Raw genomic sequence first — 13,630 nt, forward strand, 5'->3', positions numbered from 1 at the left:
GCGAGCCTCAGAAGAACAGCATCGCCTTGTACGCGATGACGGATGACACCGCGCACAGCACGGCCGTGAGAGCGATCGCGGCAGCGGGGACGATCCAGACCTTCCGGCGTCGGCGGAGCAGGACGATCAGGACCAGGGTCACGAACTGGATCAGTGCGGTCGCGATCATGAAGCCTCGGAAGTTGAATCCCAGGAGATCCCACTCGCAGTCCGGGTCGCAGTGCGGCGTCGAGATGCCCAGGAATCCGACCCAGAACACGGCCGCCAGAGACACCAGCAGCTGAATGCTCCAGGTCAGGAGGCTGCTCCTGTACTCCGGGGCAGGGCTCGGTCGAGTCCAGCGGCCGATGGCGATGGCGATCCCCAGCGCGATCGCGGCGACCAACACGGTCCACCCGAAGAGTTCGTACATCCGCCCATTGTGCCGAACGGCACGGGTGGGAGCCGATATCTTCCGCGCCTCAGCGCATCTGCAGCCGGTCGCGCAGCTCGTCGAGGCGCACCGCGATGCCGATGCGGAACATCCGCTCGTCGTCGCGCCAGCTGGCACCGAGCACGTGGTCGAGCCGGTCGAGGCGCTGCAGGATCGTGTTCGTGTGGAAGTTCAGCGCGCGGGCGGTGCGGGTCGGGCTGCTGTTGTGCCGCACGAAGGCGCGCAGCGTGCCGAGCAGATCGGCGCCGCGCTCCTGGTCGTACTGCCGCACGGCTCCGATCGTGTCACGGAGGAATGCGCTGAGCGCTCGTACATCGGTGTCGAGGATCGCGGAGTACGGCAGGAAGTCGTCGACCTGGGCCGTGACGTCGGTGAGCTCGAGGGCCGTGATGAGTCGCGCGGTGCGCATCGCGGTCTGGAACGCCTCCGGCAGTGCACCGGACGCGGGCCGCGGATACACGGCGGAGACCGGATGCTGCACGGCTGCCGCCACGCGTCGGCGGAGCCGATCGACGTCGACCGCCCCGCGGTCCGCACTGTGCGCCGCCACCACGAAGCCGCGGTATTCGCCCACGAGCGAGCGGTCGTCGAGTTGACGGCTCAGCTCGCGCAGCGCCGTGGTCTGCTGATCGCCCGGCACCGACAGCAGGATCAGCGAGTCGAGCGCCTGCAGGTCGACACCCAGCCGACGGGCACGCCGCTCGACGTCGGAGCGGCGCTCCGGCACGTCGTCGAGGAGGTCGGCGACCAGCTCGCTGCGGATGCGCAGATCGGCACCGGATGCCGCCTCCTGCTGCAATTCGAGGAGCGCGCCGACCTGGGCCGCGCGCTCGACCGTGCGGAGATCGACCGCGCCGAGCTCGAAGTCGCCGTCGCCGAGCAGCAGTGCGCCGAAGTGACGGTTGCCTGCTGACAGCGCCGACACGGCACGGACGCCGGTGCCAGGCACCGTGACGCAGTAGCCGGAGCGGCGGCTCTCGGCGATCGCGGCGCGCACCGGCTCCTGCAGCGCGAGCATGCCCGGGGCGAGCGGCAGACCGGCTGCGGCGATGATCTGCTCCTGCGAGTCGATGATGGCGACCGCCCGGCCGAGCGCCGAGGCGAGGGTCTCGGCCACCGGGCCGAAGCCGCCGCCGGCGAGCACGGCCTGCACGAGCTCCTGGTGCACGGTGTTCGCGCGGTCCCGTTCGACGAGGTGAGCGGTGAGGCTCTCGAGGTTCCTGCGACTCTCGTCCTCCGACTCCTGCAGCTCGCGGAGCGTGTGCGTGGTCTGCAGGATGATCGAGGCATGGTCGGCCACGGCTGTCAGCAGCGCGACCTGGTCGGGGGTGAAGTCGCGTGCCTCGCGGTTCGCGACGAACAGCACGCCGATCACGTCGTCGGAGGTCACCATCGGCACACCGAGCAGCGACACCAGTCCCTCGGACGACACGGCGTCGTCGATGCCGGAGTCGTGCCGTTCTGTGGCGTACGCCGAGTAGTCGGACACCCACTGCGGCATCCGCGACTCGACCACGACGCTCGCGAGTCCTCGTCCCGGCGGCACTCGGAGGGTCTGGAACGACGCGCTCACCGAGCCGCTCGTCTCTCGCACCCGCAGCTCGCGGGTGTCCGGGTCGAACTCCGACAGGTACGCGAGGTCGACGCCCATCATGGTGTGCGCCCGCTGCACCAGCCGGGCGAGCACGGCGTCGCTGTCGCGAAGTTCGGCGAGCTCGCGGGCACTGGAGAACAGCGCGGAGAGCTCGTGCTCACGGCGCCGCAGCCGGGAGATCTCGCGCTGCGACCGGTGCACGCGCTCCGCGATCTCGGCTGCGTCCTGCTCGGCGGCGCCCAGCTGCGTCAGCGCATCGCTGACCGCGGTCGGGCCGACCAGATCGCTGTCGTGGGCGGCATCGAGCAGCGTCGCGATCGCGACGGATTCGCGGCTCATGAGAGCTCCTTCTGCGTTCGGGGGCGCGGGAGAGCGGGGTGCCTTCAGTGTCGAGCATGCGGGACGGCGGGAGGGTGTGTCAATCGCATACACCGTGCGCAGTTCGCTGAGTGATCCGCCCATCGCAGGCGCGGGATGCCGCTTCTAGGGTCGTCCTAGAGCCGCGGCGCCGAGGATCCGGTGACCGCCAGTCAAGGAAGGTCGCCGATGACGATCAACAGCCGAATCTCAGGTCTGCGCGACCACACCCCCGAGGAGCGACTCGCCCTCGTCGCGGAGGGAGCCGGACTCGAGACGGCGTCGCTCGACGCCCTGCAGCCGCACGCAGGTCTCTCGCTCGCCCAGGCCGATCACATGATCGAGAACGTCGTCGGGATCATCGGCATCCCGGTCGGTGTCGCCACCAACTTCCGTATCGACGGCACCGACCGCCTGGTGCCGATGGCCACGGAGGAGCCGAGCGTGGTCGCCGCCGCCTCCAACGCCGCTCGCATGGCCCGCGGGCACGGTGGCTTCACGACCTCGTACACGGGCGATGTGATGATCGCTCAGATCCAGGTGCTCGACGCGATCGACCCGCACGCCACCCGCTTCGCGCTGCTCGAAGCTCGCGACGAGCTGCTGGCCCTCGCGAACGAGCAGGATCCGGTGCTCGTCTCGTTCGGCGGCGGCGCCTTCGACATCTCGGTGCGGGTGCTGCCGACCCGTGCTGGCGTCCAGGTGATCCTGCACCTGCACGTCGACGTGCGCGACGCGATGGGGGCCAACGCGGTCAACACCATGGCCGAGGCCATCGCACCGCGCATCGCCGAGCTCGCCGGCACCCGCACGCTGCTGCGCATCCTCACCAACAAGGCCGAGCTGCGGCTGACCAGGGCCCGCGCGGTGTTCGACGCCGAGCTGCTCGGCGGACCGCAGGTCGTCGACGACATCGTCGCGGCCAGCGCCTTCGCCGAGGCGGACGCCTACCGGGCGGCCACGCACAACAAGGGCATCATGAACGGCATCACCGCCGTCGTGCTGGCCACCGGCAACGACACCAGGGCCGTCGAGTCCGGCTGCCACTCCCACGCGGCACGGCACGGCGGCTACACCGCGCTGTCGCAGTTCGAGAAGGATGCCGACGGCAACCTCGTCGGCACGCTCGAGGTGCCGCTCGCGGTCGGCCTCGTCGGAGGAGCGACCCGCGCGCACCCGACCGCGCAGGCCTCGGTGCGACTGCTCGGCGTCCAGACGGCCCGAGAACTCGCGAGCATCATCGCCTCGGTCGGACTCGCGCAGAACCTCGCCGCCTGCCGGGCGCTCGCCGCCGAGGGCATCCAACGCGGCCATATGACGCTGCACGCTCGCACGATCGCCGCGAGCGCCGGTGCGGAGGTCGACGAGATCGGCGAGGTCGCGGCGCGCATCGTCGCCGAGCGCCGCATCCGCGTCGAGTTCGCCCGCGAGGTGCTCGCCGAGCTGCGTGCAGAGAAGACCTCGGCATGAGCCCGCTGCCCGCACCGCGGGTCGAGCCGGAGGCGGGACTCCCGGCGCGCGTCACCGTGTACGAGGTCGGGCCCCGCGACGGACTGCAGGCCGAGACCGACATCATCCCCAGCTCGGTCAAGGCCGAGCTCTGCCGACGGCTGTACGCGGCCGGTTCGCGCGACCTCGAGATCACGAGCTTCGTGCCGCCGACCTGGGTGCCGCAGCTCGCGGATGCCGCGCAGGTGGTCGCCGACGTCGACGTGCCGTCCGGTGCACGCGCTGTCGCGCTCGTGCCGAACCTCCGTGGACTCGAGCGCGCGATCGACGCGGGGATCCGCGAGGTGGCCGTCGTGGTCAGCGCGACCGAGTCCTTCGCCAAGGCCAACCTGAACAACACGAGGGCCGGAGCGATCGACCGTGCGGTCGAGGTGATCGCCGCGGCCGGCGCGCAGGGCATCCCGGTGCGCGGCTATGTGTCGATGGCGTTCGGTGACCCGTGGGAGGGGCAGGTCGACACGGCATCCGTCAGCTCGGCCGCCGCCGAGCTGCATGCGGCCGGCGCCAGGACCATCGCCCTCGGCGACACGATCGGGGTCGCGACCCCCGGCCTCACGACCCGCGTCGTGGACGAGACGCTCGCCGCCGGCATCCCGCTCTCCGGCATCGCCCTGCACCTGCACGACACCTACGGGCAGTCGTTGGCGAACGTGCTCGCCGCCCTCCGGCTCGGCGTCGCGGAGTTCGACGCCTCGGTGGGCGGGCTGGGTCGCTGCCCCTACGCGAAGGGCGCGACCGGTAATCTCGCGACTGAGGACCTGGTGTGGATGCTGCACGGTCTCGGCATCGAGACCGGACTCGACCTGGGCGCCCTCGCGGCGACGACGGAGTGGCTCTCCCGCGTCCGCGGCATCCGTGCACCGTCGAACGTGGCGCGGGCGCTCGCAGCCGCAGGACTCGACACCGCAGACACCAGCAGGCCCGAACCCGCACAGGAGGCAGCGACCGCATGACCGACTTCACGCTCCCCGCTCCTGGCGCGCTCGCCGGCGTCACGGTCCTCGACCTGTCCCGCGTGCTCGCCGGTCCCTACGCCGCCCAGATGCTCGCCGACCTCGGCGCCACCGTCATCAAGATCGAGAACCCGCGCGACCCCGACGTCTCGCGCGGTTTCCCGCCGTACCTGACGCACGGCGACGAGGAGTTCAGCGCCTATTACGCGCAGTACAACCGCGGCAAGCTCGGCGTCGGACTCGACCTGTCCAGCCCCGAGGGCGTCGAGGTGCTGAAGGACCTGGTCCGCTCGGCCGACGTGCTCGTCGAGAACTTCCGCCCCGGCACGATGGCCAAGCTCGGCGTCGGCTGGGACGTGCTGCATGAGATCAACCCGTCGCTCGTCTACACCGCGATCTCGGGGTACGGCCACACCGGCTCGCGCACGCGCCGTCCGGCGTTCGACAACACCGCGCAGGCCGCCGGCGGACTGTGGTCGATGAACGGCTACCCGGATCAGCCCCCGGTGCGCGTCGGCGTCACGATCGGCGACGTCTCGGCGACCCTGTTCGCGGTGATCGGCACGCTCGCAGCCCTGCGGCACGCCGAGGCCACGGGAGAGGGACAGCTCGTCGACGTCGCCCAGGTCGACAGCATCCTCGCACTCACCGAGACCGCGGTCGTGGACTACACCGTGACCGGCAAGGTGGCGACCCCGGCCGGCAACGAGCACGCGTGGGTGCGGCCGTACGAGCTGTTCGACTGCGCCGACGGCCAGGTGTTCTTCGGGGCGTACACCGACAAGCTCTGGAACGCGAGCTGCGATCTCTTCGGCACGCCGGAGCACAAGGCCGACCCCGAGATCGACACCATGCGCAAGCGGTTCGACGAGGCGGTGTACCAGCGACGGGTCAAGCCGATCGTCGCCGCCTGGCTGAAGGACAGGACGAAGGCCGAGCTCGAGGACCTCGCCGGCGACGTGGTGCCGCTGACCGCGGTGAAGACGATCGCCGAGGTCGTCGACGATCCCGGCACCGCCGAGCGCGACATGATCGTGTCGGCCGACTACGGCGACCTCGGCGTCCTGCGCATGTTCGGTCAGCCGATCAAGCTCTCCGCGACCCCGGCGAATCCCGGCCGCACCGCGAACCGTCTCGCCGAGCACGCCGATCAGGTGCTCGCCGACCTCGCAGGCTACGACGCCGATCGCATCGCCGAGCTTCGTGCCGCCGGTGTGCTGCCGTGAGCGTCGTCCGCACCGAGACTGTGCTCGCCTCGACCGTCGAGGCGTACCGCGGCACCTTCGCCGCAGACGACCGGACGCGTGAGCACGGTGCCGAGCTTCCGGCAGGCTGGGAGGGGCTGCTGTTCCCCTTCGACGCGGCGCTCGCCGACCTGCGCGCCGACGGGACGCCGGCCCGCGACGGCGTGATCCCCGAGATCGACCTGCCGCGGCGCATGTACGCGGGGGAGACCACCGAGTTCCTGCGCCCGATCCACCTGGGTGACGAGGTCGTGCAGACCACGAGCCTCGGCGACGTCGTCCACAAGGACGGCTCGCGCGGACGGCTCGTGTTCGTCGACGTGGTGCGCGAGTACGCGGTCGACGGCGAGACCGCGATCCGCAGCGTGTGGCACGATGTGTTCCTCGAGGCGGCGGATCCGGACGCTCCGGTGCGCCCGCCGAAGACGGATCCGGATGCCGCAGACGTCGCCGACTGGGCCGACGAGGTCACCCTCGATGCGCGTCAGCTGTTCCGCTTCTCGGCGCTCACCTTCAACTCCCACCTGATCCACTACGACCGCGCGTGGGCGCGCGACGTCGAGGGGCTGCCCGATCTGCTCGTGCACGGCCCACTCACCCGCATCCTGCTCATGGACGCCGCCCGGCGACATGTGCCAGACCGTCACCCCGAACGCCTCGCGGTGCGTGCGATCGCCCCGGTGCTCGTCGATCGACCCGTGCGCATGGTCGGGCGCACCGAGGGCGACGTCACGGTCGTCTCCGCGCTCGACGCCGCCGATGTCGTGCTCGCCACTGCCGAGATCACCTGGAGCCGGTCATGAGACACGCAGCCGACTACGCATTCGACGATGCCGACGGCATCCGTTCGCTCGTGCGCGAGAACCCCTGGGGCACGATCATCAGCTTCGTGCCGGGGAAGGGCCTCGTCGCCTCGCACTACCCGCTGCTGCTCGAAGAGGATGCCGAGGGCATCGTGCTCGTGAGCCATGTCGGCAGGCCCGATGAGCGGCTGCACGAGCTCGGCGCTCACGAGCTGCTGGTGATCGTGTACGGCCCGCAGGGCTACGTCTCGCCGAGCTGGTACGACACCTCACCAGCGGTGCCGACCTGGAACTTCGCGGTCGCCCATCTGTACGGCACCCCCGAGATACTCTCGGACGAGGAGAACCTGCAGGTGCTGGACCGGCTGGTCGCGCACTTCGAGAACCCGCTGCCGGAACCGTTCCTGATGCATCAGACGCTGGAGAACACCGCCTACGCCGAGCGGATCGTGCACGGCACGGTCGGCTTCCGGCTGCGCGTGGACCGGTTCGAGGCGAAGGAGAAGATGAGTCAGGACAAGCCGGTCGCGGTCGTCGACCGAGTGATCGAGGCGCTCGGCGAGCCGGGCCCGTACCAGAACCCAGCATTGGCCGCGCGGATGGCGCGGGTGCACGGAAGAGAGCAGGACGCATGACCGCCTTCGTGGGAGTCGCCGACATGGTGACCTGGATCGCCAGGCACGGCGCCGAGACGATCATGGCCGAGATGGCCGACACGATCGAGGCGGACTTCCGTCGCTGGGAGTCCTTCGACAAGAGCGAGCGGGTGGCCAACCACACCCCGTTCGGCGTGATCGAGCTGATGCCGATCAGCGACCCCGACCTGTACGCCTTCAAGTACGTCAACGGGCACCCGTTCAACCCGGTTCGCGGATTCCAGACCGTGACGGCGTTCGGCGTGCTCGCCGACGTGCACAACGGCTACCCGGTGTTCCTCGCCGAGATGACCGTGCTCACCGCCCTCCGCACCGCGGCGACCTCGGCCATGGTGGCTCGCAAGCTCGCGCGCCCGGACTCGCAGGTCATGGCGATGATCGGCGCCGGCAGCCAGGCGGAGTTCCAGGCCCTCGCGTTCCGGGCGGTGCTCGGCATCCGTACCCTCCGCGTGTACGACGTGGATGAGGCGGCATCCGCCAAGCTCGTGCGCAACCTCGCACCCCGAGGGTTCGACGTCACGGTGTGCTCCTCGGCATCCGACGCGGCATCCGGCGCCGACATCGTCACGACCTGCACGGCCGACAAGGCGGTCGCGCAGGTGCTGACGGATGCCGACGTCGCACCCGGCATGCACATCAACACGATCGGCGGCGACTGTCCAGGCAAGACCGAGCTCGACCCGCGCATCCTCGAGCGCGGTCCGGTGTTCGTCGAGTACACGCCGCAGACGCGCGTCGAGGGCGAGATCCAGAACGTCGCTCCCGACTTCCCGGTGATCGAGTTCTGGCGGGTGCTGAACGGCCTCGACGACGGCCGCACGTCGCCGGAGCAGATCACGATCTTCGACTCGGTCGGCTTCGCGATTGAGGACTTCTCGGCGCTGCGCCACCTGCGCGAGAGCGTCGCCGGCACCGAGCTCTCCCGCGAGATCGATCTGGTCGCTGCTCCCGAGGATCCGAAGGATCTGTTCGGCTTCACCACCGTCCCCGTCCCCGTCGCCTGACCGGAGCACCATGAGCCACGCCCCAGCACTCACCCTGCAGAACGTCCGCCCCTACGACGGCGGCGAGCCGATCGACGTCGTGCTCCGCGACGGTCTGATCGCCGGGATCGCACCGGCCGGCACCACGGATGCCGAGGGCGAGACGGTCGACGGCGCAGGACGCTGGATCGGGCCTGGGCTGTGGGACGCGCACCTGCACTTCACGCAGCACGTCATCACGCGCCGTCGCATCGATCTGACGACGACGCACAGCGCAGCCGACGTGCTCGACGTGGTGCGCCGTGCGCGCGCGGAGGGGGCGCCGCTGCTCGGCGGCATGCTCATGGGCTACGGCTTCCGCGACGGTCTGTGGCCGGTGCCGGCCTCGCTCGATGCCCTCGACGCGACGGTCTCCGACGTCCCGGTCGTGCTCGTGAGCGGCGACCTGCACTGCGGGTGGATGAACCGGGCCGCAGCGTCCCGCTTCGGCATCGAGCTCGACGAGACCGGGCTGCTGCGCGAGGGGCCGTGGATCGAACTGCTGCACTCCTTCGACCAGACCGGCGACCTGCCGCTGACGGCCTACCGCGAGGCTGCGGATGCCGCCGCCGCTCGCGGTGTGGTGGGCGTCGTCGAGTACGAGAACACCGACAACATCACCGAGTGGTCGGAGCGCACCGCGCAGGGGCTCGATTCGCTGCGGGTCGACATCGCCGTGTGGCCCGACCGGCTCGAGGCCGCGATCGCGCAGGGCCTGCGCACCGGCGACATCGTCGACGAGCGCGGCCTGGTCGAGTTCGGCCGGCTGAAGGTCGTGGTCGACGGCTCACTGAACACCCGCACGGCCTGGTGCTGGGACCCGTATCCGGGCATGGATCCCTCGCATCCGCACGCGTGCGGGCTGGAGAGCGTGCCGATCCCCGAACTTCGTCGACTGCTCACGATCGCCAGGGCGGGCGGCGTCGAGGCCGCGGTGCACTCGATCGGCGACCGAGCCAACACCGAGGTGCTCGACACCTTCGAGGCGCTCGACATGCGGGGCGTGATCGAGCACGCGCAGCTGGTTCGCGAAGAGGACTTCGCCCGGTTCGCGCAGCTCGGCCTGATCGCGAGCGTGCAGCCGGAGCACGCCATGGACGACCGCGACGTCGCCGACCACCACTGGGCCGGGCGCACCGCCCGCGCCTTCGCCTTCGGCTCGCTGCACCGCGCTGGCGCTGCGCTGCGGCTGGGATCGGATGCTCCGGTCGCACCGCTCGACCCGTGGATCTCGCTGAGCGCCGCGACCGCCCGAAGCCGCGGCGACCGTGACGCCTGGCACCCGGAGCAGCGACTGCCGCTCGACGTCGCGCTCGCGGCATCCGTCCGGTCATCCGTCGCCGTCGGTCAGCCGGCCGACCTCGTGATCAGCGAGGGCGATCCGTATGCAGCCGACCGCGACGAGCTGCGGGAGATGCCGGTCGCGGCCACCCTGCTCGGCGGACGCTTCACGTGGCGTCGGATCTGAGGCCCGCGATGACCTCCACGCTCTTCACCGGCGGCACCGTCTTCACCGGCGAATCCGAGACCTCGTTCGTCTCGGCCTTCCGCATCACCGACGGCGTGATCGACTGGGTGGGGGATGCTGCATCCGCACCCGAACCTGCGGCCGGGCAGCAATCGGTCGACCTGGGCGGACGCACTGTGCTGCCTGGACTGATCGACAGCCACACCCATCCGGCGCTGATCGCCGGCACCGCGGCGGCCGCCGAGTGCTTCCCGCCAGCAGTGACCTCCGCCGACGACCTGGTGGCGGTGCTGCGCACGCACGGCGCCGCGACCGCCGACCCCGCATCGTGGATCCTCGGGCGCGGCTTCGACGACACGAAGTTCCCCGGTCGAGCCATGCCGACCGCGGCCGACCTCGACCGTGTCAGCACCGAGCGCCCCGTGCTGGTGTGGCGCTGCGATGCGCATTCCGCGGTCTGCAACACCAGGGCGCTCGAGATCGCCGGCATCACGGCCGAGACCCCCGACCCCGACGGTGCACGCTTCGAGCGCGACGCCGATGGCCGACCGAACGGCGTGCTCACCGAGCTCGCCGCGGTGGACCGGGTCTCGTCGTTCATCCCCGCACCGTCGCGCGACGAGCAGATCGACGCGCTCGTCGCACTCGGCGCGGAACTCGCGACGCGCGGCATCGTGGCGGTCTGCGACCTGCTCTCGACGCGCATCGAGGACCCGATCGGCACCTTCCGCGCCGCCGCGCAGCGTGGCCTGCGCACCCGCGTCGCGCTGTACCCCGGATGGGATCCTGCCGAGCCGCTCGCCGACCTCGAACCAGGCGACCGCGAGGGCCGGATCCGCGTCGGCGGTGTGAAGGTCGTGCTCGACGGCGCCTACTCGAACCGCACCGCCTGGGTGCACGAGCCCTACCCGGAGTCCTGCGACCACGGGCTGCGGCTCGTGGATGACGCGGATGTGCTCGCCGCCGGCGACTGGGCTCGCCGCAACGGCGTGCAGCTCGCCGTGCACGCCATGGGCGACCGGGCGCTCGACCGCGTCGTCGAGCTCTTCGAGGACGCCGAGCCCTGGCTCGACGGCATCCCGTCCGTGCGGATCGAGCACGCCACGATCATCAGCGACGACTACCTCGCCCGCCTGCGCTCGGCGCGCATGTCGTTCGGCATCGCGACGCACACCGTGTTCTTCTTCGCCGAGTACGACGGATACGAGCAGGCGCTCCGCGCCGAGCAGGTGACCGATGCGTATCCGATCGCGCGGCTGTACGAGGGGCTCGAGCCCCTCGCACTGTCGTCGGACCGCCCGGCCACCGCGTGGAGCGGTGCCGATGATGTGATGCTCTCGGTCGGGGCGGCGGTGCGTCGCCGCACCTACAACGGCATCGACTTCGGACCGGAGGCGGCGATCACGGTCGCGCAGGCACTGCTGCTGTACACCGGCCGCGCCCGCCTGCTCTCGCCGCTCGAGGGCGTCGGCCTGCTGCAGCCTGGTTTCGACGGCAGCTTCGCGGTGCTCGACCGCGACGTCTTCACGGTGCCTGCCGAGGAGATCGCCGCCGTGCGCGTCGCCGAGACCTGGATCCGCGGGGAGCTGGTGTGAGCGCCGCCCCTGGGTCCCTGAGCCTGTCGACGGGCCCTGCCTGGTTCCCTGGGTCCCTGAGCCTGTCGACGGGCCCTGCCTGGTTCCCTGGGTCCCTGAGCCTGTCGAAGGGCCCTGCCTGCGAACGAAGGATCCTCTCATGACACGCTTCGACGCCCACGCGGCCGAGCTCCTCGACGACCTGATCGCGGTGCGGCGCGAGCTGCACGGCGCCGTCGAGGTCGGGCTCCACCTGCCCGAGACGCAGCGCATCCTGCTGCGCGAACTCGCCGACCTCGGGCTCGAGATCTCGGTGGGAGAGTCGCTCTCCTCCATCACGGCCGTGCTGCGCGGCGGTCGCCCCGGCCCGGTCGTGCTGCTGCGCGGCGACATGGACGGGTTGCCGGTCACCGAGGCATCCGGTCTCGACTTCGCGTCGGTCTCCGGAGCCATGCATGCTTGCGGTCATGACCTGCACATGGCAGGGCTCGTGGGAGCGGCGCGGCTGCTCGCCGGGCAGCGCGACGACCTCCCCGGCAGCGTGATCTTCATGTTCCAGCCGGCGGAGGAGGGGCCGGGCGGTGCCGAGCCGATGCTCGCGGAGGGGGTGCTGGATGCCGCGGGGGAGCGCCCCGTCGCGGCGTACGCGATCCACGTCGACAGTGCAGTGCCGTCCGGGCAGCTCGTCACGCGCGAGGGGTCGATGATGGCGAGCGCCAACGCGCTCGAGCTCGTCGTGCGGGGCACGGGCGGGCATGCGGCCTTCCCGCACCTGGCGATCGATCCGGTGCCGGTGGCGGCGCAGCTGATCCTCGCGATGCAGACCTTCGCCGCGCGACGGCTGCCGGCCACGGACCAGGCCGTGATCTCGGTCACGACGCTGTCGAGCGACGCCGAGGCGGGCAACATCCTGGCGGCATCCGTGAGCATGGAGGCGAACATCCGCACGCTCTCCGCCGCGACGCTCGAGGTGGTGCGCACCGAGCTCCCCGCGATGCTCACGGGTATCGCAGAGGCGAACGGCTGCACGCTCGACGCGAACTTCATCGCCGCGTACCCGGTGACGGTCAACGATCCGGCTGAGACTCGGGAGGTGCTGGCGGTGCTCGATGAGATCGTCGGCGCAGAGCGGGTCATCCGCCGCGAGGCTCCCTACATGGCGTCCGAGGACTTCTCCTATGTGCTCGACGAGGTGCCAGGCGCCATGATCTTCCTCGGCGCAGCATCCGCCGAGGGACCGAAGCCGCTGCACTCGGACGACGCGATCTTCGATGACGGCGTGCTCGGTCTGCAGGCGACGGTGCTCGCCGAGCTCGCCTGGCGGCGCCTCGCCCGCGGCTGACCGCCTTGCCACGGTGCCCCTTGGGTCCCTGAGCGGCCCCTTGGGTCCCTGAGCTGGTCGAAGGGTCCTGCCCCCTTGGGTCGCTGCGGTGCTCCTGGGTCCCTGAGCTTGTCGAAGGGTCTTGCGAGTTGTCCACACCCCGGCCTCACGCCGCGATTCCACGAGACCATGGCTGATGGCATGGACCTATATCCTGCGCTGCAGTGACGGCGCCTTCTACACAGGCAGTACGAACGGCGAGCTCGACTCCCGCGTCTGGCAGCACAATCACGACGACTCCTTCGCCGCGAACTTCACGCGCAAGCGACGCCCGGTCGTGCTCGTCTACGCGGAGCCCTTCGACACCGTGGATGCCGCGTTCTTCCGAGAGAAGCAGCTGCAGGGGTGGAGCAGGGCGAAGAAGATCGCGTTGATCGAGGAGCGCGGGCACGAGCTGCCGGGGTTGTCGAAATCGCGTGGGCCGGATGCTTCGACAGGCTCAGCGACCCAGGTGGGCTGAGCGACGCGGGAGGAGCGGCCTCCGTTGGGTCCCTGAGCTTGTCGAAGGGCCGGACGCTTCGACAGGCTCAGCGACCCAGTGGGCTGAGCGACCCAGTGGGCTGAGCGACCCAGGTGGGCTCAGCGACGCGGGAGGAGCGGCCTCCGTTGGGTCCCTGAGCTTGTCGAAGGGCCGGA

12 protein-coding genes are annotated in these 13,630 nt (G+C 70.7%); 10 read left to right on the forward strand and 2 right to left on the reverse strand.

Annotated features, from left to right (window positions below; translation table 11 throughout):
• Positions 1 to 7: 7 nt before the first annotated feature.
• Together V7Z82_RS14285 and V7Z82_RS14290 are read right to left on the reverse strand one after the other, a co-directional pair.
• On the reverse strand, positions 8 to 412 hold the full coding sequence (locus V7Z82_RS14285; RefSeq protein WP_334152203.1) for a hypothetical protein: 405 nt from the start codon (positions 410 to 412) through the stop codon (positions 8 to 10).
• 49 nt (positions 413 to 461) lie between these two features.
• The gene (locus V7Z82_RS14290) at positions 462 to 2,366 is read right to left on the reverse strand and encodes a GAF domain-containing protein (RefSeq protein WP_334152204.1); all 1,905 of its coding nucleotides are present in this window, start codon (positions 2,364 to 2,366) and stop codon (positions 462 to 464) included.
• A 180-nt stretch (positions 2,367 to 2,546) separates the two neighbouring features.
• On the opposite strand from V7Z82_RS14290, the gene V7Z82_RS14295 reads away from it, so the two are divergent.
• The 10 genes from V7Z82_RS14295 to V7Z82_RS14340 all read left to right on the forward strand — a co-directional run bounded on the left by V7Z82_RS14295 (position 2,547) and on the right by V7Z82_RS14340 (position 13,454).
• Positions 2,547 to 3,854: a hydroxymethylglutaryl-CoA reductase, degradative gene (locus tag V7Z82_RS14295; protein ID WP_334152205.1), complete on the forward strand. Its 1,308-nt coding sequence runs from the start codon at positions 2,547 to 2,549 to the stop codon at positions 3,852 to 3,854.
• Positions 3,851 to 4,846 (forward strand): hydroxymethylglutaryl-CoA lyase, encoded by a 996-nt coding sequence (locus tag V7Z82_RS14300; protein ID WP_334152206.1) that lies wholly within the window; start codon positions 3,851 to 3,853, stop codon positions 4,844 to 4,846. Before V7Z82_RS14295 ends, V7Z82_RS14300 begins: the two co-directional genes overlap by 4 nt.
• Positions 4,843 to 6,072 carry a CaiB/BaiF CoA transferase family protein gene (locus tag V7Z82_RS14305; RefSeq protein ID WP_334152207.1) on the forward strand — a complete coding sequence of 410 codons (1,230 nt, stop codon included), beginning with the start codon at positions 4,843 to 4,845 and terminating at the stop codon, positions 6,070 to 6,072. The genes V7Z82_RS14300 and V7Z82_RS14305 overlap by 4 nt, the downstream gene beginning before the upstream one ends.
• Entirely contained in the window at positions 6,069 to 6,893 is an 825-nt protein-coding gene (locus V7Z82_RS14310) for an FAS1-like dehydratase domain-containing protein (protein ID WP_334152208.1), read from the forward strand. Before V7Z82_RS14305 ends, V7Z82_RS14310 begins: the two co-directional genes overlap by 4 nt.
• Entirely contained in the window at positions 6,890 to 7,528 is a 639-nt protein-coding gene (locus V7Z82_RS14315; protein WP_334152209.1) for an FMN-binding negative transcriptional regulator, read from the forward strand. The genes V7Z82_RS14310 and V7Z82_RS14315 overlap by 4 nt, the downstream gene beginning before the upstream one ends.
• Positions 7,525 to 8,553 carry an ornithine cyclodeaminase gene (locus V7Z82_RS14320; RefSeq protein WP_334152210.1) on the forward strand — a complete coding sequence of 343 codons (1,029 nt, stop codon included), beginning with the start codon at positions 7,525 to 7,527 and terminating at the stop codon, positions 8,551 to 8,553. The genes V7Z82_RS14315 and V7Z82_RS14320 overlap by 4 nt, the downstream gene beginning before the upstream one ends.
• A 10-nt stretch (positions 8,554 to 8,563) precedes the next feature.
• On the forward strand, positions 8,564 to 10,039 hold the full coding sequence (locus V7Z82_RS14325) for an amidohydrolase (protein WP_334152211.1): 1,476 nt from the start codon (positions 8,564 to 8,566) through the stop codon (positions 10,037 to 10,039).
• An 8-nt stretch (positions 10,040 to 10,047) separates the two neighbouring features.
• Positions 10,048 to 11,634: an amidohydrolase gene (locus tag V7Z82_RS14330; protein WP_334152212.1), complete on the forward strand. Its 1,587-nt coding sequence runs from the start codon at positions 10,048 to 10,050 to the stop codon at positions 11,632 to 11,634.
• A gap of 139 nt (positions 11,635 to 11,773) precedes the next feature.
• The gene (locus tag V7Z82_RS14335; protein ID WP_334152213.1) at positions 11,774 to 12,955 is read left to right on the forward strand and encodes a M20 metallopeptidase family protein; all 1,182 of its coding nucleotides are present in this window, start codon (positions 11,774 to 11,776) and stop codon (positions 12,953 to 12,955) included.
• A gap of 175 nt (positions 12,956 to 13,130) precedes the next feature.
• Complete coding sequence (locus V7Z82_RS14340; protein WP_334152214.1) at positions 13,131 to 13,454, forward strand: GIY-YIG nuclease family protein; 324 nt, start codon at positions 13,131 to 13,133, stop codon at positions 13,452 to 13,454.
• The last annotated feature ends 176 nt before the right edge of the window (positions 13,455 to 13,630 follow it).

This window comes from Microbacterium sp. (genome assembly GCF_036823965.1).
In the GTDB taxonomy this organism is placed as follows: domain Bacteria; phylum Actinomycetota; class Actinomycetes; order Actinomycetales; family Microbacteriaceae; genus Microbacterium.

Coding starts and splice junctions, on each gene's coding strand:
- V7Z82_RS14285 (WP_334152203.1), bottom strand. CDS start 412: ATGTACGAACTCTTCGGGTGGACCGTGTTGGTCGCCGCGATCGCGCTG.
- V7Z82_RS14290 (WP_334152204.1), bottom strand. CDS start 2,366: ATGAGCCGCGAATCCGTCGCGATCGCGACGCTGCTCGATGCCGCCCAC.
- V7Z82_RS14300 (WP_334152206.1), top strand. CDS start 3,851: ATGAGCCCGCTGCCCGCACCGCGGGTCGAGCCGGAGGCGGGACTCCCG.
- V7Z82_RS14305 (WP_334152207.1), top strand. CDS start 4,843: ATGACCGACTTCACGCTCCCCGCTCCTGGCGCGCTCGCCGGCGTCACG.
- V7Z82_RS14315 (WP_334152209.1), top strand. CDS start 6,890: ATGAGACACGCAGCCGACTACGCATTCGACGATGCCGACGGCATCCGT.
- V7Z82_RS14320 (WP_334152210.1), top strand. CDS start 7,525: ATGACCGCCTTCGTGGGAGTCGCCGACATGGTGACCTGGATCGCCAGG.
- V7Z82_RS14325 (WP_334152211.1), top strand. CDS start 8,564: ATGAGCCACGCCCCAGCACTCACCCTGCAGAACGTCCGCCCCTACGAC.
- V7Z82_RS14330 (WP_334152212.1), top strand. CDS start 10,048: ATGACCTCCACGCTCTTCACCGGCGGCACCGTCTTCACCGGCGAATCC.
- V7Z82_RS14335 (WP_334152213.1), top strand. CDS start 11,774: ATGACACGCTTCGACGCCCACGCGGCCGAGCTCCTCGACGACCTGATC.
- V7Z82_RS14340 (WP_334152214.1), top strand. CDS start 13,131: ATGGCATGGACCTATATCCTGCGCTGCAGTGACGGCGCCTTCTACACA.